The organism is Acinetobacter sp. 1124_18A, assembly GCF_052824995.1.
Genome location: NZ_VTDF01000001.1, coordinates 419,442 through 444,545 on the forward strand (window position 1 = coordinate 419,442; position 25,104 = coordinate 444,545).

Below are 25,104 nucleotides of genomic sequence, written 5' to 3' on the forward strand. Positions count from 1 at the left end.
GTGATTAACCTTTTGCCGGAGTTGATGTTTTTTCTGTTGGCTGAGGTTGAGGTGTGTTAGTACTTGCAGTGATTTGTGCATTCGGCATAGGGACGAGGTGCGGTGTAACAGGGTCACCCGGACGAATGCGCTGTAAACCATTCACCACAATACGGTCGCCCGCTTGTAATCCGCTATTTACGATTTGCAAGCCATCTTGTTGCACCCCGATTTTTATTTCACGGTAAGCGGTCTGGTTTTTAGCATCGACTACAACAACAAAACGCTTATCTTGATCGACCCCAATTGCGGTTGGGCTAATGAGAATGGCTGAACGTGGTTGGCCGCCACCAAGACGAATTCGAGCATATAAACCCGGTAATAAAACTCCGTTTGGATTGTCGAAAGTCGCTCGAACACGAATCGTACCTGAGGTTGTATCTAGGTTATTGTCGATTGAGTTGATAGTCCCTTCACGTGAGAAACCAGTTTCATTGGCAAGTCCCATATAGACAGGAACTTGTGCAGAATTACGTTGGTTACTGATGTATTTCAGGTAAGTTTGTTCATCAACATCAAAAGATGCATAGAGACGCGATACAGACACTAAACTTGTTAAAACTTGTGCTCCGTTGCCAGCAGAAACCACATTACCCACGGTTACTTCGGCACGCGAAATTCGACCGCTAACTGGTGCAGTAATACGGGTATATTCCAGATTTAAGCGTGCAGATTGAACGGCTGCTCTGGCTGCTTGTAGGTTGGCACTGGCTGAGCGTGCATCATTTTCTGCCAGATCAAGCTCTTGGCGTGATACAGCATTACTTTGAATTAGACGTTGAATACGGGAAAGATTGGTTGCTGTATAGGTGACTTGCGCTTCGGCTGAAGCAAGTTGTGCTTGTGCACGATTGAGTTCTGCTTCAAATGGACGAGGGTCAATTGTAAAAAGTAACTCGCCTTTTCTAACCAGACTCCCATCTTTAAAATGAACGGCAATGAGTTTGCCCGAAACTTGAGGCCGAATATCAACTTGATCAATGGCTTCTAAGCGACCGGAATATTCTTGCCAATCGGTAATAGTTTTGCTGACAACAGGAGAGACATCAACAGTAGCAGCTTGTTGGGCTTGGGTCGGTGCAGCTTTTGCATCGGCATTTTCATGTAGAAATATAAAACTGCCTCCTGTTGCTAAAAGGGCAACAAAGATGGCAGACAGTGCGAACTGTTTGCGGGAAAATGACATGAGGTGCTCCTACTTATTTGGATACCTGTTTTCAGACTTTTAGTTATGGTCCGTATGGGAGAAACAGGGTTTGGGGGATGGACGGAGCATAAAAGTTTGTCAATCACGAATAAATATATTAAATTCGATAACACTATTCGTATTTTTATAACAATTGATGTATTTGAATTAAAAAATGCATTGATAGGAGTGTGCGTGTGGATCTATTTCATGCCATGAAAGTATTTAACAAAGTTGTCGAAACAAATAGTTTCAGTTTAGCGGCTGACAGTTTAGGCCTACCGCGTGCTTCTGTGACCACAACCATTCAGGGTTTAGAGAAACATTTACAAGTTCGCTTATTGAACCGAACCACTCGTAAACTCAGTTTGACACCCGATGGTGCGGTTTATTATGAACGTACTTCGCGAATTTTAGCTGATGTCGAAGACGTTGAATCGAATTTTCATGACTCGGAACGGGGACCACGAGGTCGACTACGCATTGATGTTAAAGCTTCAATTGGACGACTCATTCTTATTCCAATGCTTTGTGATTTTCATGCCAAGTATCCCGATATCGATTTGGTGATTGGAATGAGTGATCGTCCGGTCGATTTAGTTCAAGATGCAGTGGACTGTGTCATTCGTATTGGGCAGTTGAAAGATTCAAGTTTGGTGGCACGTCGTATCGGCACAATTCAATGTGTGACGGTTGCTGCACCGCGTTACTTGGCGGAACATGGCGAACCGGAAACTATTGATGACTTAAAAAAACATCAGGTCGTGCATTATTTTAATAGTCGTACCGGACGCAATATTGACTGGGATTTTATGGTTGATGGCGAGATTCATAGCGTTGGTGTGAAAGGGCGTGTTTCTGTCAACGATGGTGATTCCTATGTTGATTTGGCTGTACAGGGTTTTGGCTTAATTCAATGCCCATATTACATGGTGGGGAAACATCTAGAAGATGGCACACTCAAGGAAGTGTTGACTGAATGGTTACCTGCACCTATGCCTATATCAGTTGTATATCTACAAAACCGTCATTTATCGCCTAAAGTTCGTGTGTTTGTTGATTGGGTGGCTGAATTATTTGCAGGGTGTCCATTGTTGAGTGGTTGCTCAATGCTCTGGGATCAGAAATGTGAATTTGCTAGTGCCAAAGAACATAACCATGAATATACCATTCGGACATTGGTCGAAAATGAAAATATGGCAGAAGCCTATACACTCAAAAATTAGCTTTATAGTTTGAGTGATTTTTCAACATTTAATCAGGTAATACAATCTGCTGTTTTGACATCTTCATCAATCCTTAATTTATGGTATAGAAATTGCAATTATTTCGACAGAAGAGTAATTTAGAAATACTCAAATTTTTATCACCTTATTTGGATTTTAAGGAGAAGCTTCAACATGGCAAGCTTTATGAAAAAAATGTTCGTTTCAACAACTTTAGTTTTGGCTGCTGTTGCGACGAATGTACAAGCAAAGGATTGGAAGGTGATTCGTTTTGGTACTGAATCCTCTTATGCGCCGTTTGAATATAAAACACCAGATGGCAAGTTAACTGGTTTTGACGTTGATTTGGGTAATGCCGTTTGTGCAAAACTCAAAGCCAAATGTGTTTGGGTTGAAAACTCTTTTGACGGGATGATTCCAGCACTTAAAGCGAAAAAGTTTGATGGCATTCTTTCATCAATGACGGTCACTGATGAACGTGCGAAACAAATTTTGTTTAGTAGTAAAATCTACAACACGCCAACGCGTATGGTTGCAAAAAAAGGCTCACCGTTATTACCAACAGCTGCATCATTGAAAGGTAAGCGTGTAGGGGTGCAACAGGGCACAATTCAAGAAACTTATGCTAAAACCTATTGGGCAACAAAAGGTGTAACCGTTGTACCTTATCCAGTCCAAGATTTGATTTATCAAGACATGATGTCAGGTCGTTTGGATGCAACTTTACAAGATGCAATCATGGTTGACGGTGCTTTCTTAAAACAACCAAAAGGCAAAAACTTTGCATTTGTCGGTGGCAATGTGGTTGATGCAAAAACACTGGGTGTAGGCGCAGCGATTGGTTTACGCAAAGAAGATACAGATTTGAAAGCGAATATTGATAAAGCTCTCGCAGCAATCATTGCAGATGGTACATACAAGAAACTAGAGAAAAAATATTTCTCCTTTAACATTTACTAATGATGTGAAAAATGTCGGCTTAGTGCCGACATTTTAAAATCTATTCTCATCTCATCAATATTAGATATTGTTTTTAAGGAGAAGATGAGTCATGTTTTTATCTGGCTATGGACCACTCCTTCTCAGCGGAACATGGATGACTATACAGCTTGCGCTGTTGTCACTTTTGCTTTCTGTCATTATTGGCTTAATTGGTGCGAGTTCAAAACTCTCTAATATTAAAGCTTTACGTTATATTGCGACTGCCTATACTACGCTCATTCGTAGTGTGCCTGACTTGGTAATTATGCTGCTGTTATTTTATAGCTTGCAGTTGGGTTTAAACCAAATTACTGAAGCACTGCAAATGGACCAGATTGATATCAATCCTTTTGTGGCTGGTGTGATTACTTTAGCGTTCATTTATGGTGCATATTTTACCGAGACCTTTCGTGGTGCATTTCAATCGGTTCCAACGGGTCAAATTGAAGCAGCAATGGCCTATGGGATGACTCCTTGGCAGGTTTTTCGACGTGTATTGTTCCCCCAAATGATGCGTTTTGCACTGCCGGGTATTGGTAATAATTGGCAGGTTTTGATTAAGGCAACTGCACTGGTTTCGATTATTGGCCTAACTGACATTGTAAAAATTACGCAAGATGCGGGTAGAAGTACCATGCAACTGTTCTTTTTCAGCATCGTGGCTGCTGCGATTTATTTGGTCATTACCACCGTGTCGAACCTGATTTTAATGTGGCTTGAGCGTCGTTATTCTGCTGGTGTGAGGAAGGGACAATTATGATTGAAATCCTTCAACAGTATTGGCAGGCATACCTTTGGACCGATGGCCTACAAATGACCGGTGTCGCGATGACTGCTTGGTTATTGGTGCTTTCTATTGGTATTGGGTTTGTGCTTGCTGTGCCTTTATCACTTGCACGAGTATCAGAAAATCTTTGGTTGCGTGGTCCAGTTTGGTTGTTTACCTACGTTTTTCGTGGCACACCACTGTACATCCAATTGCTGATTATTTATTCAGGCATTTACAGCTTTGATTACATCCATGAACATCAGACGCTCGATGCATTTTTTCGAGAGGGCATAAATTGCACCATTTTGGCATTCGCGCTCAATACTGGTGCATATACGACTGAAATCTTCGCTGGAGCGATTCGTTCTATTCCACATGGTGAGATTGAAGCGGCCCAAGCTTTCGGTATGTCCAAATGGAAACTCTACACACGTATTATTATTCCGTCGATGTTACGCCGTGCTTTGCCATTTTACGGTAACGAAGTCATTTTGATGTTGCACGCGACAACCATTGCATTTACAGCAACTGTTCCAGATATTTTAAAAATTGCGCGTGATGTAAATGCGGCAACTTATGACACCTTCAATGCTTTTGGGATTGCCGCGGTGTTATATGCAGTGTTGGCATTTATTTTGATTTGGATATTTCGTAAGTTGGAAAAACGTTGGTTGGCATTTTTAAAGCCATCGAATCATTAGGAGACATAAATGGAACACGTTGCAAAACTAGTGATTCGTGATTTACACAAAACATTTGGTGATCATGAAGTACTGAAAGGGATATCACTTGATGCAAATGCTGGCGATGTGATTAGTATTATTGGCTCATCTGGTTCAGGTAAAAGTACCTTGCTGCGTTGTATCAATTTTTTAGAACAACCAAGCAATGGCTCCATTAAACTCAATGGTGAAAAACTACGCACAGTCTTTGATAAAAAAGGCAATTTAAAAGTGGTTGACCCAAAGCAACTACAAAAAATGCGTACCCAACTGATGATGGTGTTTCAGCACTTTAATTTATGGTCTCACATGACGGTACTGGAAAATGTCATTGAAGGGCCAATTCATGTGCTTGGGGTGAAGCGTGCTGAAGCCGAAGAGCGTGCAAGGAAATATCTACGCAAAGTTGGATTGCCTGAAAGTGTTGAAAATAAATATCCAGCATTTTTATCTGGTGGTCAGCAGCAACGTGTAGCGATTGCTCGTGCTTTGGCGATGGAACCTGAAGTCATGTTGTTTGATGAACCAACTAGTGCGCTTGATCCAGAGTTGGTGGGTGAAGTACTAAAGGTTATGCAGGGTTTGGCTGAAGAAGGGCGAACCATGATTGTGGTAACACATGAAATGGGCTTTGCACGTCATGTGTCTAATCAGGTGATTTTCTTGCATCAAGGGAAAATTGAGGAACAAGGTCATCCTGATGAAGTACTCAACAATCCGAAAAGTGAGCGTTTAAAGCAATTTTTAACGGGAAGTTTAAAATAAGCTGTTTATACCGAGTAAGGTGAAATTTTTATAAAAGGATTCTCATCTTATTCGGTTGCTTACAGGCAGTAATATTGCTGAAGTAAGAGCATTAAAAACTTAAGATTATTATTTATTGTGGTTTAAATATTAAGGCACCCTAGATCGAAAAGATTCTATGGGTGCTTTCTAATTATAATTTATAGATGGGTATTTTTAGAAAACACATTAATAATGATAATGCCTGCAATCATTAAAGTAAGACCAATACAGGCCGCCAAGTCTAAATGCTGTTTGTAAAATATCCAGCCAATTGCAGAAATTAAAATAATACCTGCACCTGACCAAATAGCGTATGCAATTCCGATCGGAATCGTTTTTAATGTCAAGGACAATAAATAAAAAGCAATTGCATAGCCCACAACCGTAATGATGGATGGAATGGGAATAGTAAAACCTTGAGATGCTTTTAAAGCTGAAGTTGCAATGACTTCACAAACAATGGCAATTGCTAAATAAAGATAAGACATGGGGAGCTGCGCCAGAATGAGTTTTAATCAATCTATATGAAATGTTGAAATGGTTTAGCAGTTTTAACGATTGTCTATTTTTTTGGTACAAAATGACCAGTAAATCAAACTGAACTGATAAATTGATTTTATCACTAGCAAAGCGGTCTCAGCTATTTATTCATTTATTTAATATTGGGTTTGCATGGTTATTTAAGAGGATCAGCAACTTTAGCTTGATCCTCTATAGACTTTTTTAAAGATAGGTTAACCGAGTATATTTAAACCTTTAAATTTCTCTAGCAGTTGCTCTTTATTTTCAATATGTGCAGGGTCTTGTTTAATACAATCGATTGGACAGACCGCCTTACACGTTGGCGCATCGTAAAAGCCTACGCACTCCGTACAACGAAATGGATCAATTTCATAAACTTTGCTGCCTTCAAAAATAGCAATATTGGGACATTCAGGTAAGCACATATCACAATTGATACAGTCACTCGTAATCAAAAGTGCCATGTTTAACTCGCTGAATAAGCTAATGTAGAGGCAGTAATACTTTCTTTTGCATGTGGCAAGTTACGTATGAGTAGGGCATAACTAACATCAACATTTTGTGAGAGTGGAATTTCAACAAAATGCCCCGAACCTTTAGCATCCATAATTGGATTGCCTTTTAAATCACGCATTTCGGTTAAGGTAAAAGTGATATTGCCTTGAGGTGTCATGAGTTCAAGTGAGTCGCCAACCACAAAACGGTTTTTAACTTCGATACGAATATAATCGCCGTGGCGTTCTAATACTTCGCCGCAAAATTGTTGATAGTCAAAATGTGATGAACCATCAGCATAGTTTTGATATTCACTATGGACATGACGTCTTAAAAAACCTTCGGTGTAACCACGGTTCGCCAGCCCTTCGAGCTGAGCCATTAAGCTTGGGTCAAATGGTTTACCTGCTAACGCATCATCAATGGCTTTTCGATAAATTTGGGCAGTACGGGCACAATAAAAATAGGATTTAGTACGACCTTCAATTTTCAGTGAGGCAATGCCCATTTGGGTTAAACGATCTACATGTTGTACAGCACGTAAATCTTTGGAGTTCATAAAATAGGTGCCGTGTTCATCTTCTTCGGCAGCAAACATTTCTTCATCATTACGTTGTACAAGCAAAATTTGATTCGAAATTTTTTCTGATTGTGCTGATGAGCAGCAAGACTTTTCTGAGGTGTTGAGCTGAGTGGATGGAATCACATCGCCGTTTGCATCTTCTTGAGCTTCATGCAGTTTATAGTCCCAACGGCAAGCATTGGTACAAGCACCTTGGTTGGCATCACGTTTGTTCATATAACCAGAAAGTAAACAACGACCTGAGTAGGCCATGCATAGTGCGCCATGTACAAAAACTTCGAGTTCAATATCTGGCACATGTTGCTGGATTTCTTCTATTTCTTCTAAAGACAACTCACGCGATAAAATCACACGGCTTAAACCATAATCTTTCCAAAATTTAACAGTGGCCCAGTTAATAGCGTTGGCTTGAACCGATAGATGAATTTGTACTTCTGGGAAATGCTCACGCACCATCATGATTAAGCCTGGGTCAGACATAATAAGAGCGTCTGGTTGCATCGCTACAATAGGTTCAAGATCACGAATAAAGTTTTTTAATTTGCTGTTATGTGGCTGAATATTCACCACAACATAAAACTTTTTACCCAAAGCATGCGCTTCATCAATCCCAATTTTTAAATTGTCATGATCAAAAGCATTATTACGCACACGTAAACTGTAACGTGGTTGGCCTGCATATACGGCATCTGCACCATAGGCAAATGCATAGCGCATGTTTTTAAGTGAACCTGCGGGAGAGAGGAGTTCAGTTTTCATAAAATAAAAGGCATAAAAAATATATGGTTTTATTTTATTAACTCTATATTTTGGATTCAACCTACTGAATTAGTAGGGATTTGACCTATATCTTTTTGTGCTGGTAGCATATTTTTTGCTAACTCTCCTAAGTGCATCAAAGCATTTAACATTTTAGGATTTAATTCGAAACACGCCGCTATACGTAAACAATGACTAAAACGTTTATCAGCCGAACATAAAATTCCCGGCATACATAAGATTTTTTCATCCATTGCCTGATGAAACAGTTCTAATGTGTCGATAGATTCGGGTAGCTCTAACCATAAAATAAATCCTGCTTGCGGTCGACTGACTCGAGTACCGAGCGGGAAATAACGACAGATATAAGATTTGATGGTATCAATTTGTTGTTGATAGCGTTTTTTAAGATGCCTTAAGTGCAGGTCATAACTACCATTTTCTAAGAAAAGTCCTAAAGTTTCTGTGAGTAAAGCTGGCTCGGCAACAGTTGTCGTAAATTTAAGTTGCTGCACAATATTACGAAAGCGCCCAGCTTCTAACCAACCAATTCGATAGTCGGGTGCTACAGTTTTAGTATAGCTACCACACGCCAAAACCCATCCGTTCTGGTCAAACGCTTTGATATTGGGCAAGAGGGGCTCGGTGAGTTGCAATTCGGCGTACATCGCATCTTCAATGACAGGAACCTGAAATTGATTAGCAAGCTCGGCTAAACGACGGCGACTGCTTTCTGGCATGCTAAAACCGAGAGGATTGTGTCCTGTTGGAATGGTTAATATGACTTGTACACTTTGTGATTTTAAGAGTTCTTCAAGGGTATCTAAGCACATACCTGTGTGTGGCGAAGTCGGCACTTCTACAATTTTTCGGCCTAAATTATGAAGCAGCGGGTACAGGTTATGAAAAGTAGGAGTCTCCAGTGCAATGCTGTCACCCGCTTGAGTTGTTGCCATAATCGCGAGACTTAAAGCTTCCATCGTGCCATGAGTCAGCACAATATCATCTGCTGAAAGAAACATGCCAAGTTGTAAGCCTCGCCTAGCAATTTGTGTACGTAAACGTGTAGAGCCGGGCGGTAAAGTATAGCTTTTAAAAATATCTGGTTGTGTTCGTAAAACCTGAGCAGTTAAGCGTTTTAGTCGCTCAATTGGATAGAAATTTTCCCCAGAAGGACAAGCTAAAGCCAAATTGACATAGGCTGGGTCCATTTGCTTTTTAACGATTTGAGCGAGGAAGCAACTAATGCCTGAAAGAGGCACTTTTTCTTCACTCACATAACGCTCTTCGGGTTCTAGCAGGTTTGAAGGTGCATGACAAACATAGTAACCAGACTGTGGTCGAACTGAAATTAAACCTTGATCTTCAAGCTGACGATAAGCTTCTTTGACAGTATTAATGCTGACCTGATAATGATTTGCGCAGTCTCGGATTGATGGTAAGCGTGAACCAATAGGCTGCCTACCATTCTGAATTTGAAGGGTTAGGTCATCACTCACTTTTTTATATTTGTACATGTCAATTCATTAAAAAGCCAAAGTAATGGATACACTTTATAGTGATCTTTTATTTAACTCAAATATTGTGATGGCTTTTGATTTATTCATTTAACACAAATCTAAACTTAAAAACTGTGTCTATTATTTTTCATATTAACTGATACTGTGACCATTAAAAATAAATCAGTAATATCAGACCTATGGTAAGGATTTAAAACCATAATTTTTAATTACAAAATCAATAGGAGTGGTCTATGTCTGTTGTTGCATTTAAACAAGTTGATGTTTTTACTTCACAAGCATTTAAAGGGAATCCTGTTGCGGTGATTATGGACGCCAGTACTTTAACGTCTGAGCAGATGCAGGAAATTGCGAATTGGACGAATCTTTCTGAAACCACGTTTGTGCTCCCTGCGACCGATTCACAAGCTGACTATCAGGTTCGAATTTTTACTCCGCAAAGTGAATTGCCATTTGCAGGACATCCTACAATTGGTACTGCCTATGCTTTGCTTGAAGCTGGTCTAATTACTGCTAAAGAAGGTAAGCTGGTACAGCAATGTGGTGCGGGGTTGGTAACGCTTACCGTGAGTGACTCAGGGCATATTTCATTTGAACTCCCTAAGCCTAAAATTACACCATTAGATGCAATGCACACTAAGAAATTAGCAGAAATTTTAAAATGTGAAATTAATACTCAATGGAATGCCACATTGGTTGATGTAGGCGCACGCTGGGTTGTCTTGCAAGCTGTAAATGCGCAAGCTGTTTTAGCGGCTCAACCAGACTTTGCTGCTTTAAAAGAACATGATTTAGAAATGAAAGTTGGTGGAGCAACAGTTTATGGTTTTTATGAAAATAATGATGAGCAGAAACATATAGAAGTCCGCTCATTTGCTCCTTCAATTGGAATAAATGAAGATCCGGTTTGTGGGAGTGGCAATGGTAGTGTGGCGTCTTTCATTCGTCACTATGGTATTTTACCAGCACAAAATGACGTCGTTCTTTCTTCACAGGGGCAAGCTTTAGGTCGTGACGGACAGCTTCAACTAAATTTGTATCAAGACAAAATTTTAGTGGGTGGAACTGCTGTTACCTGTATCGATGGCACGATTAACTTATAAAACAAATATTAAAAAACCGAGGACTGTGCCTCGGTTTTTTAATTAGAAAAATCTTATTTTTCTACGAAAGCACGTTCAATCACGTAGTCGCCCATTACACCCATACGAGGTGATTCAACTAAACCGTGTTGGTCAAGTAACGCAGCAACATCTTTCAAGAAAGCAGGGCTACCGCAAAGCATTGCGCGGTCAGTTTCACGGTTGAAGCGTGGTAAACCAACTTTTTCGAATAAAGCGCCAGTTTCAATTGCAGTTGTTACACGGCCTTGAGTGTGGAAAGGTTCACGAGTTACAGTAGGGTAGTAAACAAGTTTGTCTTTAATACCTAACTCTTCAAAGAACTCATGGTTTGGTAGTTCGTTCAAGATAAGGTCTTGATAAGCTAATTCAGAAATATAACGTGTACCATGAACAACAATTACTTTTTCAAAACGTTCGTAAGTTTCTGGGTCACGAATAATTGATAAGAATGGTGCAAGGCCAGTACCAGAAGATAAAAGGTACAAGTTTTTACCCGGTAACAGGTCATCATGAACCAATGTACCTGTCGGTTTTTTAGAAATTAAAATTTCATCGCCAACTTGTACTTTTTGCAAAATCGAAGTTAAAGGACCTTCTTGTACTTTAATTGAGAAAAATTCTAACTCTTCTTCGTAGTTTGCACTTGCAATCGAATACGCACGCATTAACGGTTTGCCATTCACTTCAAGTCCGATCATTACGAACTGACCATTTTTAAAACGTAAGCTAGTGTCGCGTGTAGTTTTAAAACTGAAAAGGGTGTCATTCCAGTGGTGAACATGAGTAATGCGTTCGACGTTAAAAGCAGCCATTAAAGGTCTCGATCACGATTAAAAGAAAACAGATAGCTATTCTAATCTAATTTCATTCCCGATAAACTGAATATATTTAATTGTGTTTATAAGAAAAAGTGATGAACAACTCTGTCACCTTCCCCGTAATCGGCCACATGTGTTCGCCTTATCGTGAAAAATTTGGTATTCCGCGGCAGCCTAATTTGGTAAATATTGAGTCTTATATCGATATGGTAGAACCTTATAATGACTTATTGGCATTTGAGGGCATTGAGCAGTTCAGTCATCTCTGGCTAGTCTGGCAGTTTCATGACAATAAAAATCAGGGTAGTGCCGATAAATTCCGTCCACAGGTTCGTCCGCCACGTTTAGGCGGTAATGAAAAAATTGGTGTATTCGCTACACGTAGCATGTATCGACCATCTCCAATTGGGCTTTCAGTTGTAAAACTGAATAAAGTGGAAAAACTAGGTAAGTCTGTTCGTGTTTACGTCACTGGAAGTGATTTATTAAATGGCACTCCAATTTTAGATATCAAGCCCTATATTCAATATTCTGATGCAATTGTTGATGCACAAAGTGGTTATGCACATGCTGAACCCGAACGGAAGTCAGTCGTTTGGTCAGAAGCTGCGTTAGCAGCTCAAAAATATTTTCTGCAAAATAAAGAAATAGATGCTCAATACATTGATGAGCTTGAGCAAGTTTTAGCTTTAGATCCAAGACCTGCCTATCAAGAAGACGCTGAGCGGATTTATAAAATGAAATTTTCAGACTTTGATATTCATTTTAAAGTCGATCAATTTTTAGTTACGGTCATTGATGTAGTGAAGACTTCTTCGCTTGCACAATAGAAATCTTTAAAACCAATGGATGTTGAGCCAAAGTAAACTAATAAATATGGCCATATGAATGAGTTGGGCGGGCACGAAAGCAAGGGCATAGGGCAGCCCGCCTGAAATTGCAGAGTTCACACTTTTGGCAAGCGCATGAACTGCAAAGCCTCCTAAAAAGGCAATTAATAAAGGTGTCATATGGGTGCTATCAGGTTCACCTTGTACAATGACTGCCGCAATAGCTGCATGTATTTCAAATAAAGATGCGAGCAGAGTACCTGCGATTAATCCAGCATCGCCTAAAGATATACTTAAACCATAAACACCTGCCTGAATGAGGGTGAGTGTGCCTGCAATAATAATGGCTTCTTTTAAGCTGAACATTCTTGAGTCGAGTTCGGGCGAAGTTGTACTGGGCTCTGCTTTACGCAATAAAATAAAAGCCCAGATTGCTAAAACTGCTAATGCAATAAGTGTAGGAAATATAATCAGCTTAAACCAAGCAAAGCTAATCCCAATCACAATAATTAAAGTTTGAATGAGTGTTGAAACACATGACATTAATGCAGCGCCTGCATTTGTAGTTGCATTGGCTCTGCCAGAGCGTACTTCTAAACCTAAACTAGCAATGGTCGCTGTACTAGAAACAAATCCCGAAGCTAAAGAAGAGAGTAATAAAGCGTTTTTAGATGAGAGTAACCGTTTCGCAATATGGGCGAGTGCTTGTACAAATAAGATCAAAGTGAGTAATTTTAAAATCACATGAGGATTTAAAACTGGACCCCAGAAAGGTTTATTGGGAACTAAAGGCAACGCAATTAAAAGTAAGGCGAGTAGGAAAATACCATCACGCAATTCCGATTCAGTAATCCACTGACTGGCAATGCCATGCATAGATTGTTTAGCCAATAAAATAATGGTCATGATCACGGCGAGTCCAGCAGCTAGCGAAATATTCCAAATACAAAGTGCCCCAATAAAGTAAGTCATAATAAAGGCAAGTTCGGTGGTCACACCGGGGTCATTGGGCTGATTTTTGAGAGATACAATGCTAATTGCACCAATGAGAAGAGCACCTACAATTCCAATTTCAGTGCCAAATAAAAAACAGATGGCACCTAATAGTGAACTAATTGCAAAAGAACGAAATCCCGCAAAAGTTTTGTATTCATGTTTAAGCTTACTTCGTTCACGTTCTAAACCAATTAGTAAGCCACAACCGAGCGCCGCAGCAATGACGGTAATGAATTCTTCAAATGAAGTTGTTTGTAATGACATTGTCATTGGAAGCTCCATATTACTTCCTCTTTGGTTTATTGTTATAAGTAGATTTGAATCGTTTTAAAAATCATATATTCACGTTCAGTTTATGCTTTTTATTATAGTGAGCATAGAGTCTTTTTTAGACAAAGCCACAGACACAGTATTTTTATAAATATGAACTATGACGCAAAAAAAAATTAAGTTGAGAATTGGTTTAATTATTTGAAGTTAAAGAATATTTAAAAGTTTGGTTTAGTGATTTTGTGGTGAGTTAAATTAAAAATATCTCTGCTATATTATAAAAATATATTGGGGATAACGCATGAATGCACACGTAGAAATAGATACGTATTGGTGTCTAGAACAACTATTACAAGAAGGCAGGATTACGGAACGAGATAAATTACTTGTACAGTCGAGCCACCGCCAAAAAGACCAATTAAAGTGGCATCCTTTACAGTGGATTGCACATTTTAATTTAAAGGATCAGCAGCACACACATGCTCATTTAAGTTTAAACCGCTTATGTTTATGGTTTGCAGATAGGGTTCAACTTCCTTTATTTGTGATTGATCCTTTAAAGGCAGATGTTAGTGCTTTAACGCAGGTAATGTCACAAGAATTTGCTATTCGCAATCATATTTTAGCTGTTGAAATTCATGCTGATCGAATTGTGATTGGAACAGATCAGCCATTTCAAACAGATTGGCTCAATAATCTTGAAAGAAGTCTAGCACCTAAAAAAATTGAGCGGGTATTACTTAATCCTGAACAGTTACAGCGTTATTTACGAGAGTATTATCAGGTCAGTCGGGCGGTCAACTCAGCTCAAAAAGATGCAGCTCATGACCGAGACACTAAAAATGTTGAAGCGCTTTTGCAGCTTGGCGATAGTCAAAACCCAGATGCGAATGATCAGCATATTGTGAAGTTGGTTGATTGGATTTTACAGTTTGCATTCGAGCAGAGCGCCAGTGATATTCACATGGAACCGCGTAAAGATAACGGTAAAGTCAGGTTCCGTATTGATGGTGTTTTACACACCATTTATAACATGCCATCAAATACGCTAACCGCCGTGATTTCCCGAATTAAAATTTTAGGGCGTTTAAATGTAGCGGAAAAACGTAAGCCACAAGATGGCCGATTAAAAACACGGACACCTAAAGGGCAAGAAACTGAACTCCGTTTATCAACCTTGCCAACTGCATTTGGTGAAAAACTGGTTATGAGGATTTTTGATCCAGATGTGTTGGTACGTTCTTTTCATCAACTGGGTTTTGAAGAGACTCTATTACAACAGTGGCAGCAATTAACAAAAAATAGCCATGGGATTATTTTGGTCACTGGCCCCACAGGTTCAGGTAAAACCACAACGCTATATTCTTCGTTAAAGCAGCTCGCAACTGATCAGGTCAATGTCTGTACCATTGAAGACCCGATTGAAATGTTAGAACCTAGTTTTAACCAAATGCAGGTCAATAATGCAATTGATCTAGGCTTTGCAGATGGTGTTCGTGCACTTATGCGACAAGACCCCGATATTATTATGATTGGGGAAATTCGTGATCAAGATACAGCGAATATGGCCATTCAGGCGGCACTCACAGGTCACTTGGTGTTATCAACTTTACACACCAATGATGCGCCATCCAGTTTGACTCGCTTGCATGATTTAGGTGTGCAGCCATTTTTAACAGCAGCAACTATTTTGGGTGTTCTCGCGCAACGTTTAGTGCGACAGCTTTGTCCGCACTGCAAGCAACAAACTTATATTAATGAGGATGAGTGGCAACATTTAACCTTCGACTACATTATGGAAATGCCAGAAAAAGTTTATCAAGCAATCGGGTGTGAACAATGTCGTCATACAGGCTATAAAGGGCGAGTCGGTATTTATGAATTTATGCCAGTCAGTCTTGAGCTTAAGCATCTTATTAGTAGCCATATGACCTTAAACGATTTGAGAACGCAAACTAAAAAAGAAGGTATAGAACCCTTAAGAATTGCGGGTGCTCGTAAAGTGATTGATGGTCTTACAACACTAGAAGAGGTATTAAGGGTTGTACCATTAAATTAACTTTTTCTTAAGATTCACCTCATCTATGCCTGTTGTACTTACGCTATTCCAAGATGTGGTTAAAAAGGTAATCTTATGAAAATGCTTAAAGCAATACTAATAACTACAGGTCTAACTGTTACTGGCGTAGCTATGGCAAATACACCTGTGAATCAGGCAGCAATTGCTCCAGCAACGCTAACAACTGTTAAGCATGCATTAACGGAAAAAGATAATACACCAGTCAAATTACATGGTCAGGTAGTAAAATCTTTAGGCGATGAAAAATATCAATTTCGTGACAAGACAGGTAGCATTACAGTTGATGTAGATGATGAGCTTTGGCAAGGTCGTCCTATTTCACCAAATACAAATGTGACTTTAATTGGTGAAGTAGACATCGACTATAAGCCTTTAAAACGCGTAGAAATTGAGGTGGATCAAGTTCAGTTCTAATTCATTGATCTCTGAATCTACTACTTTTAGCCGCATTTAAATGATGCGGCTTTGCTTTTTTTATAAAGGCTTGGCAAGATTAAAACAGCATATAACAGGAAAAATAGATGAGAATTTTGCTTGCAGAAGATGATCGCTCTCAAGCTGAAAGTATTCAATCATGGTTAGAGTTAGATGGTTATCAGGTCGATTGGGTGGAAAGAGGTGATTATGCGCTTACAGCAATCGAACAGCATGACTATGACTGTATTTTACTTGATCGGGGACTGCCGCAATTAGCGGGTGAAAAAGTTCTAACAACGATCCGTTATAAACAAAAAAATGTTCCTGTTATTTTTATTACCGCACGTGACAGTATTCATGATCGCGTAGAAGGACTAGATTTAGGCGCAAATGATTATTTGGTTAAGCCTTTTAGTTTAGAAGAGTTATCTGCCCGAATTCGCGCTCAATTACGCAAACAAACTTTGAGTCAGCAATCGATTTTAACGTGGGGTGATTTGCAACTCGACACACAAGCTAAAGTTGTATTAAACGCTGGCAAATCTATCGATTTAACGGCAAAAGAATTTCAAATATTGCGTAAGTTGATGGTTCATCCTGAACATATTATTACTCGCGATCAATTAGAAGAAGCGCTCTATGCATGGGGTGAAGAAATTGAAAGTAATGCAATTGAGGTATTTATTTATCAGCTTCGAAAAAAAATAGGGAGTAGCTGCATTAAAACCATACGGGGGCTAGGCTACCGTATGGGAGATTTAAAATGAAATCAAATCGCTCATCTTTGCAGTCGCAACTGGTTAAAACCACCATGTGGAGTAGTGTGGTGGTTGGGTTGCTGGCTTTAAGCTTACTCACCATATTTTCTGTTTATCACAACATGTCCGTACAAGACGAAATCATGGATGAAATTTCAGATACTTTGCTGGTTTCTGATCTTTCTCAACACTCCATGAAACAGTTTGATGAGCTCAGTGACGAATTTGATATTCAATATGAATTATTAAGCTCAGGCCAATTACTTACCCATTCTCATACCTATCAGCACGAGCTTTTTGAACAAGGTAATTTATCAAAAGGTTTTTCATATTTTTGGTTTGAAGGCCAATTATGGCGTAGTCTGGCTGCCCGGCAAGTAGACTCACAATTACATGTCGAAGTCTTTCAACCAATGAGCACCCGTATTGAAGAGGTTTTTAAAGCGCTTGCAGGTTATAGTGCACTCATGGTGTTATTTTGGCTTTTACAATGGGCAATTGTACGTTGGTGTACCAAGCAACAATTAGCTGCTCTAAACCTATTATCCAAACGTATTGCTCAAAAAACTGCATCAAATCTAGAACCTATTCAAGACCCAGATGTCATTACAGAAATTCAACCTGTGATTGATGCTATAAACCAGTTACTTGCAAGGTTGCAAAGGGCATTAGTGGCTGAACAGCGTTTTACCGCAGATGCTTCTCATGAGTTACGATCTCCATTATCTGCTATAAAAATGCGTCTTCAGGTTCTACAGCGTAAATATCAACATGTTCCAGAACTTCATCAGGACTTTGAGCGCATACAAGAAGACGTTTCAAAAAGTACAAAAATACTTGAAAATTTACTCCTTCTTGCTCGCTTAGAACCTAATGAAGCAGAACAGCCAGAACTTCCTAAGACGATTATCGATTTAAATTACTTATTAGCCAGAGTTATAGAAACTGTAAATGTAGATGCACAAGCTAAACAGATTTTGATAGAGACAAGTACCTTATCAATAGAAACTAAAACATTTGCGAATGAAGAGTTACTGTTTATTGCTTTTAGAAATTTATTTGATAATGCCATTCGTTATAGCCCAGCTTTAGGCTTTATTCATGTTGAGATTAGTCAGGATGAACAGCACATTAAGATTTCTGTAGAAGATACAGGAAATGGTGTAGATGATGAGGTATTGCAACGTTTAGGGCAGCGCTTTTTTCGGGTATTAGGCACTCAGCAGCAAGGTTCAGGGTTGGGAATTTCGATTACACGAAAAATTATTGAATTACATAATGGCGAATTACATTTTATGCATGCTGAACAGGGCGGTTTGAAGGTGGAAGTTAATCTTCCTTTATAAAAAATAGCATGGTTACCCATGCTATCCATTTTTTGTTTTCCCACGAATATTATTGAAACGCGAGTGTATTTTTTATTTAGTTAAAATAAGACGATTATTGCGAGTGAGGCGTAAACGATATTCCTCACCAGCATGCATAATGCGGATTTCACGGCCTAATGCAAAGAGGTTGTTAGAATGTAACATTGGTAAGGCATGAGCTGTTTCATTGTTACGAGTAAATAAGCTAAAAGGTGCGTTCATTTGTTGTGCTCCGTGGTATGTTCTTGAACGATTTAAATGATAATCATTATCGAATAGATCTGTCAATGAGATTTTAAAAATTTTATAAAATGATAAACTTTGCTTACACTTAAGAAAAACTTTAGAGAGTAGAAAAATGCCCAAACCGATAGTCGATGTCGCTATAGCAATCTTGATCCATCGTGGAAAAATATTAGTCGGGTGGCGTGGTGAGCAGCAGCATCAAGGTGGCAAGCATGAGTTTCCTGGAGGAAAGGTTGAGCAGGGTGAAACGCCCGAAGAAGCCTGTCGCCGTGAAATCTATGAAGAAGTGGGTATTGGTTTAAAAGAGTGGCACCAATTTGATTATATTCACCATGAGTATGAAGACATTATTGTCAATTTACATTTATTCCATAGTTATGTACCTGATGAACTATTAAATCTTATTCATCAACCATGGGCGTGGTACACACGGGAACAGTTACTTCACTTAAACTTTCCAAAAGCCAATAAAGATATTATAAAACGACTCTATTGGCCCAATCTCATCAAAATCAGCAATACGCTTACACCTGTAAATAACAGTGAGACTTTATTGTATTGGCGTATAGAGGAAGCTGATGCTGATCAGAGATATTTAGAACAATTACTTGCTTTAGATGAAGGGCAATTATCAAATTTAATTATTAATATCGATATTTGGCAGCAATTGAACCCCGAGTTAAAAAAACAGATTAAGACGGTTCATTTAAAACAATCTCAGCTCATGAATTTGCATAAGGGTGATTTAACAGTGGGCGTACGTCATATTGCCGCTTGTCATGATGCTGTTTCTTTAAAGCAGGCTGAGCAGATTGGCTGTGATGCTGTTTTTATGAGTCCTGTACAACAGACAGCAACTCATCCAGAAGCCGCGGCATTAGGCTGGGAACGCTTTGCTGATCTGGCTCAAAATAGCCAAATTCCAGTTTTTGGACTGGGAGGAGTGCATCCTGATGATTTAGCCACTGCACAGCAGCATGGTGCATATGGTTTAGCAGGCATTCGTAATTTTTAATAAGAAAATAAACAAGCATTAGAAGCTAGAGAGCTTTTAATGCTTGCTGTGCTTCTTGAACAGTTTTTTGATTATTAAGTTGTTGTCCAGCTTTTAAAATAGTCAACCAAAGCTGCTTTTTCATGGCCTGACTTTGGGCAAAGCTTAAGCCACGTCTTGCTAAAGACTCAGCATTAGAATATTGCTGCTTATGATTTGCCGTAAGGGCAAGAAATAAATAAGTCTCAGCTGCTTGGGGCGCTAAACGCTGTGCTTGAAGCGCATAACGTTCAGCTTCTGACCATTGCTGATTTTTGTAAGCCTGCTCAGTTTTCTGCATTAAGACTTTAAATGCAGGTAACTGACTTCCATCATCACTAAAGCGTTGGAGCTTCTTTTGCTGCGGAACAATAACCTGTAAATTTTTGCGTTGAATTTCCGGATGCTCATAAGGTGTAATTTTTACACCCGTTGGCGTTTCCGTATTTTTCTTTACAGGTGGAGTTGGTGTTTTCTCTTTGGACTCAGAATGATCAGGCAAAGTTGTACAACCGACCATAAGTACAGCACCAATATAAAAAACACCTTTCTTCAACATATCCTACTTTCCTGTTAACACTTAGTTGTTATAACTACCACTTGAAATCACATGTGAGTTATTTGACAGATCTTGTTGCATCTGACTTTCACTATCACGAATATAGCTATCGGTATTATCCGGTTGAGAAGCTGGCGTTGTGTTATCACTTTGTGGCGTATATGTTGGATCAACTTGATAATAAGGCGCTGCACATGGGGTAGCACGATGTGGAACTGTATGCGTTAGCATCGGAATATACATAGCACCATCACAAGCCTGTGCAGATAAATCACCTGATGCACGATCAATCCATTGCCACTGTACAGTGTCTGGTTGACGTAGATTCACAGGAGTTTGACGTAATTGCTTCATCACATTAGTCCACACTGGCAATGCACCAGATGAACCTGTTAGACCAGTAACATTGTTGTCATCTAAACCTAACCACACGACAGCCACATGATTACCTGAATAACCTGCAAACCATGAGTCACGTGTATCATTAGTTGTACCTGATTTACCCGCCAATTTTAAAGCTGGAGATAAGCTACTATAGGCTGAACGGCCAGTACCCGAAGACATCACCTGTTGTAAACCATAATTCATGATATAGCCAACAGATGGATCAATCGTCTGTTGCACCTTAAGACCATAACGGTCAAGCAGACGACCATTGGCATCTACGACAGATCGAATCGCACGAGTTGGATATTTAAAACCGCCTGTAGCGAAGTTTTCATAGATTCCGAGTACTTCCATTGGTGACATATTGACTGCCCCAAGGAAAATAGAAGGGTAGGCAGGAATTGTTGACTCAACACCAAACTTTCTTAAATTATTGGTAAATGTAGATAGACCAAACTCTTGACCCAAACGTACAGCAGAAAGGTTATATGAGTTCGCTAATGCCTCACTCAGGCTCACTACGCCATGTCCACCACCACTATAGTTTTTAGGTGTCCAGCTTTTACCGCCGTCTACAGGAACACTAATCGGAGCATCATCAATTTGGCTTGCCCAGTTATAACGTCCCGATTCAATAGCACTTAAATAAATCACAGGTTTCAACAAAGAACCAACTTGACGTTTCGCATCTAAAGCGCGGTTAAAACCAGTAAAGTCTTGTGTAGAACCAACCGCTGCAACGAGCTCACCATTTTCAGGATGTGCAATCAGTACAGCACCTTGTAAATTTTTCAAACGAGATGGATTACTGCTAGCCAAACGGTCTACTGAAGCTTTAAACGCATTTTGAACTTGCGTTTGAGTAATTGGATCTAAGGTCGTAAAAATACGTAAACCCTGATTGGTTAAATCACTTTCTTGATACTCTGTACGTAATTGACGACGTACAATATCTAAAAAGTCTGGGAATTTTGCAGGCCCTAAACTTGGTTTACTTAACACATTTAAAGGACGTGCAATTTCATCTTCATATTCAGCTTGAGTTAAATAACCCATCACACGCATGTTATTTAACACGGTATCGCGGCGTTTTTTTGCACCTTCAGGGTTTTTCCAAGGGTTATATAAAGAAGGACCTTGAACTAAACCGACTAAATAAGCTTGTTGTGCGACACTGAGTTCACGTAGCGGCAGACCGAAATAAAATTGTGAAGCCAAACCATAACCATTAATTGAGTAGCTACCATTTTGGCCCAGATTCACTTCATTTAAATACGCCTCTAAAATTTCATCTTTGCTGTAATGCAGTTCGATGAGTAAAGCCATTAATGCTTCATTGACTTTACGTTTTAGTGTGCGTTCAGGGGTGAGATAGAAGTTTTTAACTAATTGTTGAGTCAGGGTTGAGCCACCTTGACGTTTTCCACCAGTAACATTACTGACCAATGCACGAGCTGTACCACGAATTGAAATACCATGATGATGATAAAAATTGCGGTCTTCTGTAGAAATTAAAGCTTCAATGAGTGGTTTAGGGACATTATTCAGTTTAATGAGTACACGGTCTTCATTGTGTTGAGGATAAATTCCTCCAATGAGTAGCGGTTCTAAGCGTGCAACGCCGGTTGAAGAGGGTTTAGTACTTCTAACTTCAACAACTTGATCATTTGCGAAACTTAATTCTAAAACTTGTTCTGGTTCAACGCTGTCACCGTAGTCAAAACCACGTGTGTGGATATACATATTGCTGCCTTGAGCAACATAGCTTCCAGACTTGTCATAATTACTTGAAGTTTTGTAACCCAATAACTTTAATTCTTGAGTGAAATTTGCTTGAGAAATAGGCGCGTTGTTATAAATTTCCAAAGGTCGTGCAAACACTTTGGCAGGAATATCCCACCGCTGTCCTTCAAATTTTTCACGGATAATATTATCTAAACGAATCAGATAGATACTAAGAGCAATAAAAGCACCAATGACCAAAATGGAAAAGATTAGTGCAAAGAAACCGATACCACGTTCAAACTTCATAAAAATGAGATAAAACCCTAACAATGCCTGTAATGATGCGATAGCTTGTCATCAATTTGCAATGATAAAACTGTGAATAATTGGAAAAGTTAGATTGAATTTTACAGCATCTTGTAGTTATGTTTTTTTAAATTAATCGGGTTAATGTTATTATAGCCGAGTATCGCAGCGGAGCTTACTCATTCGTGCAAATTTCACATAAGTCCTTCAGAAACGTCGGGTTAATCGGTCGACCAGATAAATCATCAGTTGTAGAAACACTCTGTTTAATTCATGATCATTTATTGAACTTAGGTTTGAACCCCATTTTTGATCAGGAAACAGCCGAATTAGTGCCTTATGATCATGCACAGATAGTAAGCCGTCATTTATTAGGTGAAGTTGCTGATTTAGTTATTGTGGTTGGCGGCGATGGTTCTTTACTCCATGCTGCAAGGGCTTTGGTTCGTTATAATACCCCTGTAATTGGTATCAACCGTGGGCGATTAGGTTTTTTAACTGATATCAAACCGTCAGAAGCGATTTTTAAACTTGACCAAGTGCTTCAAGGGCATTTTCAACTTGATCGTCGTTTCTTACTTGAAATGGAAGTAAGAACAAATGGCGAAGTCATTTATGATGCAATTGCTTTAAATGATGTCGTTTTGCATTCGGGTAAGTCGGTTCACATGATTGACTTTGAACTTAACATTGATGGTCAATACGTTTATCGCCAGCATAGTGATGGTTTAATTGTTTCGACTCCAACTGGATCAACTGCCTATGCTTTGTCAGGTGGCGGCCCAATTTTACATCCAAGCATGGATGCGATTGCATTAGTTCCAATGCACCCTCATACCTTGTCATCACGTCCTATCGTCGTCGGTGGACAAAGCGAAATTAAGATTGTTATTCGCGAAAATCGGGTGTTACCAATGGTGAGTGCAGATGGTCAACATAGTATATCGCTCAATGTTGGAGATAGTTTACACATCCGCAAACATCCATTTAAACTAAGTTTATTGCATCCACCAGGTTATGATTTTTATATGGCCTGCCGTACCAAACTTGGTTGGAACCAAGATTTTGAATCTTTCCAAAGAGATGAATCATGAATATTGAACAAATGCTATCTATTTTAAACCCTGAGATTGTAGAGCGTTTAAAAACAGCAGTAGAAATTGGTAAATGGCCAAATGGCGTTGTTTTAACAAAAGAGCAGCGTGAAACCTGTATGCAAGCTGTAATTGCTTGGGAGTTAAAGAACTTACCAGAAGAGCAGCGTAGTGGTTATATTGACCGCGGTACGAAAGAAGAGGGTGAGGTTTGTGAAGATGATCACCACAAACATGAGCCAGAATTTAAACCAATTCGTTTTGTTTAAAACAGCATTTTAGAATAAAAAGATAAATCATATTAGCATTTGCTATCGCGTGGGCGACATGGATGTCGCCTGTTGAGCAACAGTACAAGAACGTACTGTTTGCTCAACGAAAGATTTTTGTTACTTTTCATCTTTGAAAAGTAAGTATTGCCTATATGCAACAATATCGAAGAGACATGGCGTATAAGGCTGTATGAACTAAATTTTATCTTTTAGCTCTGAGTTTCTTGTTTCCCATAATACTTTTGCTTTTTGCATTGCCTCTTCAAAACTAGCAACAACTCCCATGGTATATAGTGCAATTCCCATTGTTTCAGTTACTGCCATTTCTCCATATTCATGGTGCTGTTGACCTAACCATACTGCTTTAAAAGTTGCTAAATCTAACTCTTCTTCAGTTGGACTACGTTCAGGCGTGAGTTTTGGTAACTCATGTTCATAAAGCTCACCATTTTTAATGCCACAAATGAGTGTTTTTGCATCTGGATTTCGCTCAAACTCACCACCTTCACCTTTAATGACAGCACTATTTTGATAGCCTAAGCGCAGTGCACTATGTTGATGTGAAGTTCTATACGCTGGATGGAAGATAGCTTGTAAGGTAGCTTTAGCATTAAAAGGATTGATTAAGCGGGCTAAAGTATGAATTGGAGAACGTAATCCCATCACATTTCTTAAAGAAATTAGTTCACTTAAAACTGGTGAAATCACATCTAAAGGTAAGTATGCGAAATTTTGCTCTGCTAGTTGTGTACGCACTTCTTGTTCAGAGTGACAAATTTGATAACCCAGATATTCTAAAACTTGCTCAGTATAGACGCGATTAAGCGTATGGCCTGAAGCGCCATGCATAACAATCTTATAGCCATGTTGGGCAAGCGTAAGGGCAGCTAATAAAAACCAAGGATAATGTTTACGCTTACCCGCATAAGATGACCAGTCTAAATCGACTTCTAAGGGCTGAAAATTGAGTTGATCTCTAGTGGCTTGAACAAAACCAGCGAGTTCATCAATAGATTCTTCTTTAACACGAAGTAGCATTAAAAAAGCACCTAACTGCACATCAAGCACTTCACCTTTTAAAATCATGGTGAATGCCTGATAAGCTTCTTCATAGCTTAAAGAGCGTGAACCACTTTTTCCTTTACCTAAAATACGGACATATTGAGCGAATGGGTGTTCAGCATCTTTATAGATATTACGTTTAGTATTCATCGTAGTTCAAAAACAATAAAAA

The 25,104-nt window shown here is 39.2% G+C and carries 25 protein-coding genes; 14 read left to right on the plus strand and 11 right to left on the minus strand.

Going from position 1 to position 25,104, the window contains the following annotated elements; translation table 11 throughout:
- Positions 1–4: 4 nt before the first annotated feature.
- Entirely contained in the window at positions 5–1,225 is a 1,221-nt protein-coding gene (gene adeF / locus FY048_RS02070; protein ID WP_446089957.1) for a multidrug efflux RND transporter periplasmic adaptor subunit AdeF, read from the minus strand.
- Between the two features lie 197 nt (positions 1,226–1,422).
- On the opposite strand from adeF, the gene FY048_RS02075 reads away from it, so the two are divergent.
- The 5 genes from FY048_RS02075 to FY048_RS02095 all read left to right on the plus strand — a co-directional run bounded on the left by FY048_RS02075 (position 1,423) and on the right by FY048_RS02095 (position 5,688).
- Positions 1,423–2,451: a LysR substrate-binding domain-containing protein gene (locus tag FY048_RS02075; RefSeq protein WP_446089958.1), complete on the plus strand. Its 1,029-nt coding sequence runs from the start codon at positions 1,423–1,425 to the stop codon at positions 2,449–2,451.
- Between the two features lie 174 nt (positions 2,452–2,625).
- The gene (locus FY048_RS02080; RefSeq protein WP_446089959.1) at positions 2,626–3,411 is read left to right on the plus strand and encodes an ABC transporter substrate-binding protein; all 786 of its coding nucleotides are present in this window, start codon (positions 2,626–2,628) and stop codon (positions 3,409–3,411) included.
- 91 nt (positions 3,412–3,502) lie between these two features.
- Positions 3,503–4,192 (plus strand): ABC transporter permease, encoded by a 690-nt coding sequence (locus FY048_RS02085; protein WP_199942785.1) that lies wholly within the window; start codon positions 3,503–3,505, stop codon positions 4,190–4,192.
- Complete coding sequence (locus FY048_RS02090) at positions 4,189–4,902, plus strand: ABC transporter permease (RefSeq protein WP_016137538.1); 714 nt, start codon at positions 4,189–4,191, stop codon at positions 4,900–4,902. Before FY048_RS02085 ends, FY048_RS02090 begins: the two co-directional genes overlap by 4 nt.
- A 9-nt stretch (positions 4,903–4,911) precedes the next feature.
- Complete coding sequence (locus FY048_RS02095; RefSeq protein ID WP_446089960.1) at positions 4,912–5,688, plus strand: ABC transporter ATP-binding protein; 777 nt, start codon at positions 4,912–4,914, stop codon at positions 5,686–5,688.
- Between the two features lie 179 nt (positions 5,689–5,867).
- Here the strand turns inward: FY048_RS02095 and abeS are convergent, their stop codons facing one another.
- The 4 genes from abeS to FY048_RS02115 form a co-directional block, all read right to left on the minus strand.
- Entirely contained in the window at positions 5,868–6,197 is a 330-nt protein-coding gene (gene abeS, locus FY048_RS02100; protein WP_016137540.1) for a multidrug efflux SMR transporter AbeS, read from the minus strand.
- A gap of 246 nt (positions 6,198–6,443) precedes the next feature.
- Positions 6,444–6,695, minus strand: coding sequence for a YfhL family 4Fe-4S dicluster ferredoxin (locus FY048_RS02105; RefSeq protein WP_446089961.1), 252 nt, complete (start codon positions 6,693–6,695; stop codon positions 6,444–6,446).
- Positions 6,696–6,697: 2 nt separating this feature from the next.
- Positions 6,698–8,068, minus strand: a complete 1,371-nt coding sequence (gene trhP, locus FY048_RS02110; RefSeq protein ID WP_446089962.1) for a prephenate-dependent tRNA uridine(34) hydroxylase TrhP — start codon at positions 8,066–8,068, stop codon at positions 6,698–6,700.
- Between the two features lie 56 nt (positions 8,069–8,124).
- A complete protein-coding gene (locus tag FY048_RS02115) occupies positions 8,125–9,591 on the minus strand; it encodes an aminotransferase-like domain-containing protein (RefSeq protein ID WP_446090279.1) in 1,467 nt (488 codons plus the stop codon).
- Between the two features lie 230 nt (positions 9,592–9,821).
- Here FY048_RS02115 and FY048_RS02120 point away from each other — a divergent pair, with 230 nt between their 5' ends.
- Complete coding sequence (locus FY048_RS02120) at positions 9,822–10,691, plus strand: PhzF family phenazine biosynthesis protein (protein ID WP_446089963.1); 870 nt, start codon at positions 9,822–9,824, stop codon at positions 10,689–10,691.
- A gap of 53 nt (positions 10,692–10,744) precedes the next feature.
- Here FY048_RS02120 and FY048_RS02125 read toward each other — a convergent pair whose 3' ends face one another.
- Positions 10,745–11,524, minus strand: a complete 780-nt coding sequence (locus tag FY048_RS02125) for a ferredoxin--NADP reductase (protein ID WP_016137545.1) — start codon at positions 11,522–11,524, stop codon at positions 10,745–10,747.
- 101 nt (positions 11,525–11,625) lie between these two features.
- Between FY048_RS02125 and tsaA the strand changes: the two genes are divergently transcribed.
- Complete coding sequence (gene tsaA, locus FY048_RS02130) at positions 11,626–12,360, plus strand: tRNA (N6-threonylcarbamoyladenosine(37)-N6)-methyltransferase TrmO (protein ID WP_446089964.1); 735 nt, start codon at positions 11,626–11,628, stop codon at positions 12,358–12,360.
- Positions 12,361–12,366: 6 nt separating this feature from the next.
- Here tsaA and FY048_RS02135 read toward each other — a convergent pair whose 3' ends face one another.
- Positions 12,367–13,638, minus strand: coding sequence for an MgtC/SapB family protein (locus tag FY048_RS02135; RefSeq protein WP_446089965.1), 1,272 nt, complete (start codon positions 13,636–13,638; stop codon positions 12,367–12,369).
- Between the two features lie 289 nt (positions 13,639–13,927).
- Here FY048_RS02135 and FY048_RS02140 point away from each other — a divergent pair, with 289 nt between their 5' ends.
- The 4 genes from FY048_RS02140 (at position 13,928) to FY048_RS02155 (ending at position 18,227) form a co-directional block, all read left to right on the plus strand.
- On the plus strand, positions 13,928–15,685 hold the full coding sequence (locus tag FY048_RS02140; RefSeq protein ID WP_446089966.1) for a GspE/PulE family protein: 1,758 nt from the start codon (positions 13,928–13,930) through the stop codon (positions 15,683–15,685).
- Between the two features lie 75 nt (positions 15,686–15,760).
- On the plus strand, positions 15,761–16,120 hold the full coding sequence (locus FY048_RS02145; protein WP_446089967.1) for a NirD/YgiW/YdeI family stress tolerance protein: 360 nt from the start codon (positions 15,761–15,763) through the stop codon (positions 16,118–16,120).
- 107 nt (positions 16,121–16,227) lie between these two features.
- Positions 16,228–16,890 carry a response regulator transcription factor gene (locus FY048_RS02150; protein ID WP_016137550.1) on the plus strand — a complete coding sequence of 221 codons (663 nt, stop codon included), beginning with the start codon at positions 16,228–16,230 and terminating at the stop codon, positions 16,888–16,890.
- Positions 16,887–18,227, plus strand: a complete 1,341-nt coding sequence (locus FY048_RS02155) for a sensor histidine kinase (RefSeq protein WP_446089968.1) — start codon at positions 16,887–16,889, stop codon at positions 18,225–18,227. Before FY048_RS02150 ends, FY048_RS02155 begins: the two co-directional genes overlap by 4 nt.
- Positions 18,228–18,299: 72 nt before the next feature.
- Here the strand turns inward: FY048_RS02155 and hemP are convergent, their stop codons facing one another.
- Positions 18,300–18,470: a hemin uptake protein HemP gene (gene hemP / locus FY048_RS02160; protein WP_004643472.1), complete on the minus strand. Its 171-nt coding sequence runs from the start codon at positions 18,468–18,470 to the stop codon at positions 18,300–18,302.
- A gap of 136 nt (positions 18,471–18,606) precedes the next feature.
- On the opposite strand from hemP, the gene FY048_RS02165 reads away from it, so the two are divergent.
- Positions 18,607–19,509, plus strand: coding sequence for an NUDIX domain-containing protein (locus FY048_RS02165; RefSeq protein WP_446089969.1), 903 nt, complete (start codon positions 18,607–18,609; stop codon positions 19,507–19,509).
- 25 nt (positions 19,510–19,534) lie between these two features.
- Here FY048_RS02165 and FY048_RS02170 read toward each other — a convergent pair whose 3' ends face one another.
- Both FY048_RS02170 and mrcB read right to left on the minus strand, forming a co-directional pair.
- A complete protein-coding gene (locus FY048_RS02170) occupies positions 19,535–20,086 on the minus strand; it encodes a tetratricopeptide repeat protein (RefSeq protein WP_446089970.1) in 552 nt (183 codons plus the stop codon).
- Positions 20,087–20,107: 21 nt separating this feature from the next.
- On the minus strand, positions 20,108–22,504 hold the full coding sequence (gene mrcB, locus FY048_RS02175) for a penicillin-binding protein 1B (protein WP_446089971.1): 2,397 nt from the start codon (positions 22,502–22,504) through the stop codon (positions 20,108–20,110).
- 185 nt (positions 22,505–22,689) lie between these two features.
- Here mrcB and FY048_RS02180 point away from each other — a divergent pair, with 185 nt between their 5' ends.
- Together FY048_RS02180 and FY048_RS02185 are read left to right on the plus strand one after the other, a co-directional pair.
- Entirely contained in the window at positions 22,690–23,598 is a 909-nt protein-coding gene (locus tag FY048_RS02180) for an NAD(+) kinase (protein WP_003650688.1), read from the plus strand.
- On the plus strand, positions 23,595–23,867 hold the full coding sequence (locus FY048_RS02185; RefSeq protein WP_004791223.1) for a YeaC family protein: 273 nt from the start codon (positions 23,595–23,597) through the stop codon (positions 23,865–23,867). The genes FY048_RS02180 and FY048_RS02185 overlap by 4 nt, the downstream gene beginning before the upstream one ends.
- A gap of 198 nt (positions 23,868–24,065) precedes the next feature.
- On the opposite strand, the gene FY048_RS02190 is transcribed toward FY048_RS02185, so the two are convergent.
- A complete protein-coding gene (locus FY048_RS02190) occupies positions 24,066–25,082 on the minus strand; it encodes a glycosyl transferase family protein (RefSeq protein WP_446089972.1) in 1,017 nt (338 codons plus the stop codon).
- Positions 25,083–25,104: the final 22 nt, after the last annotated feature.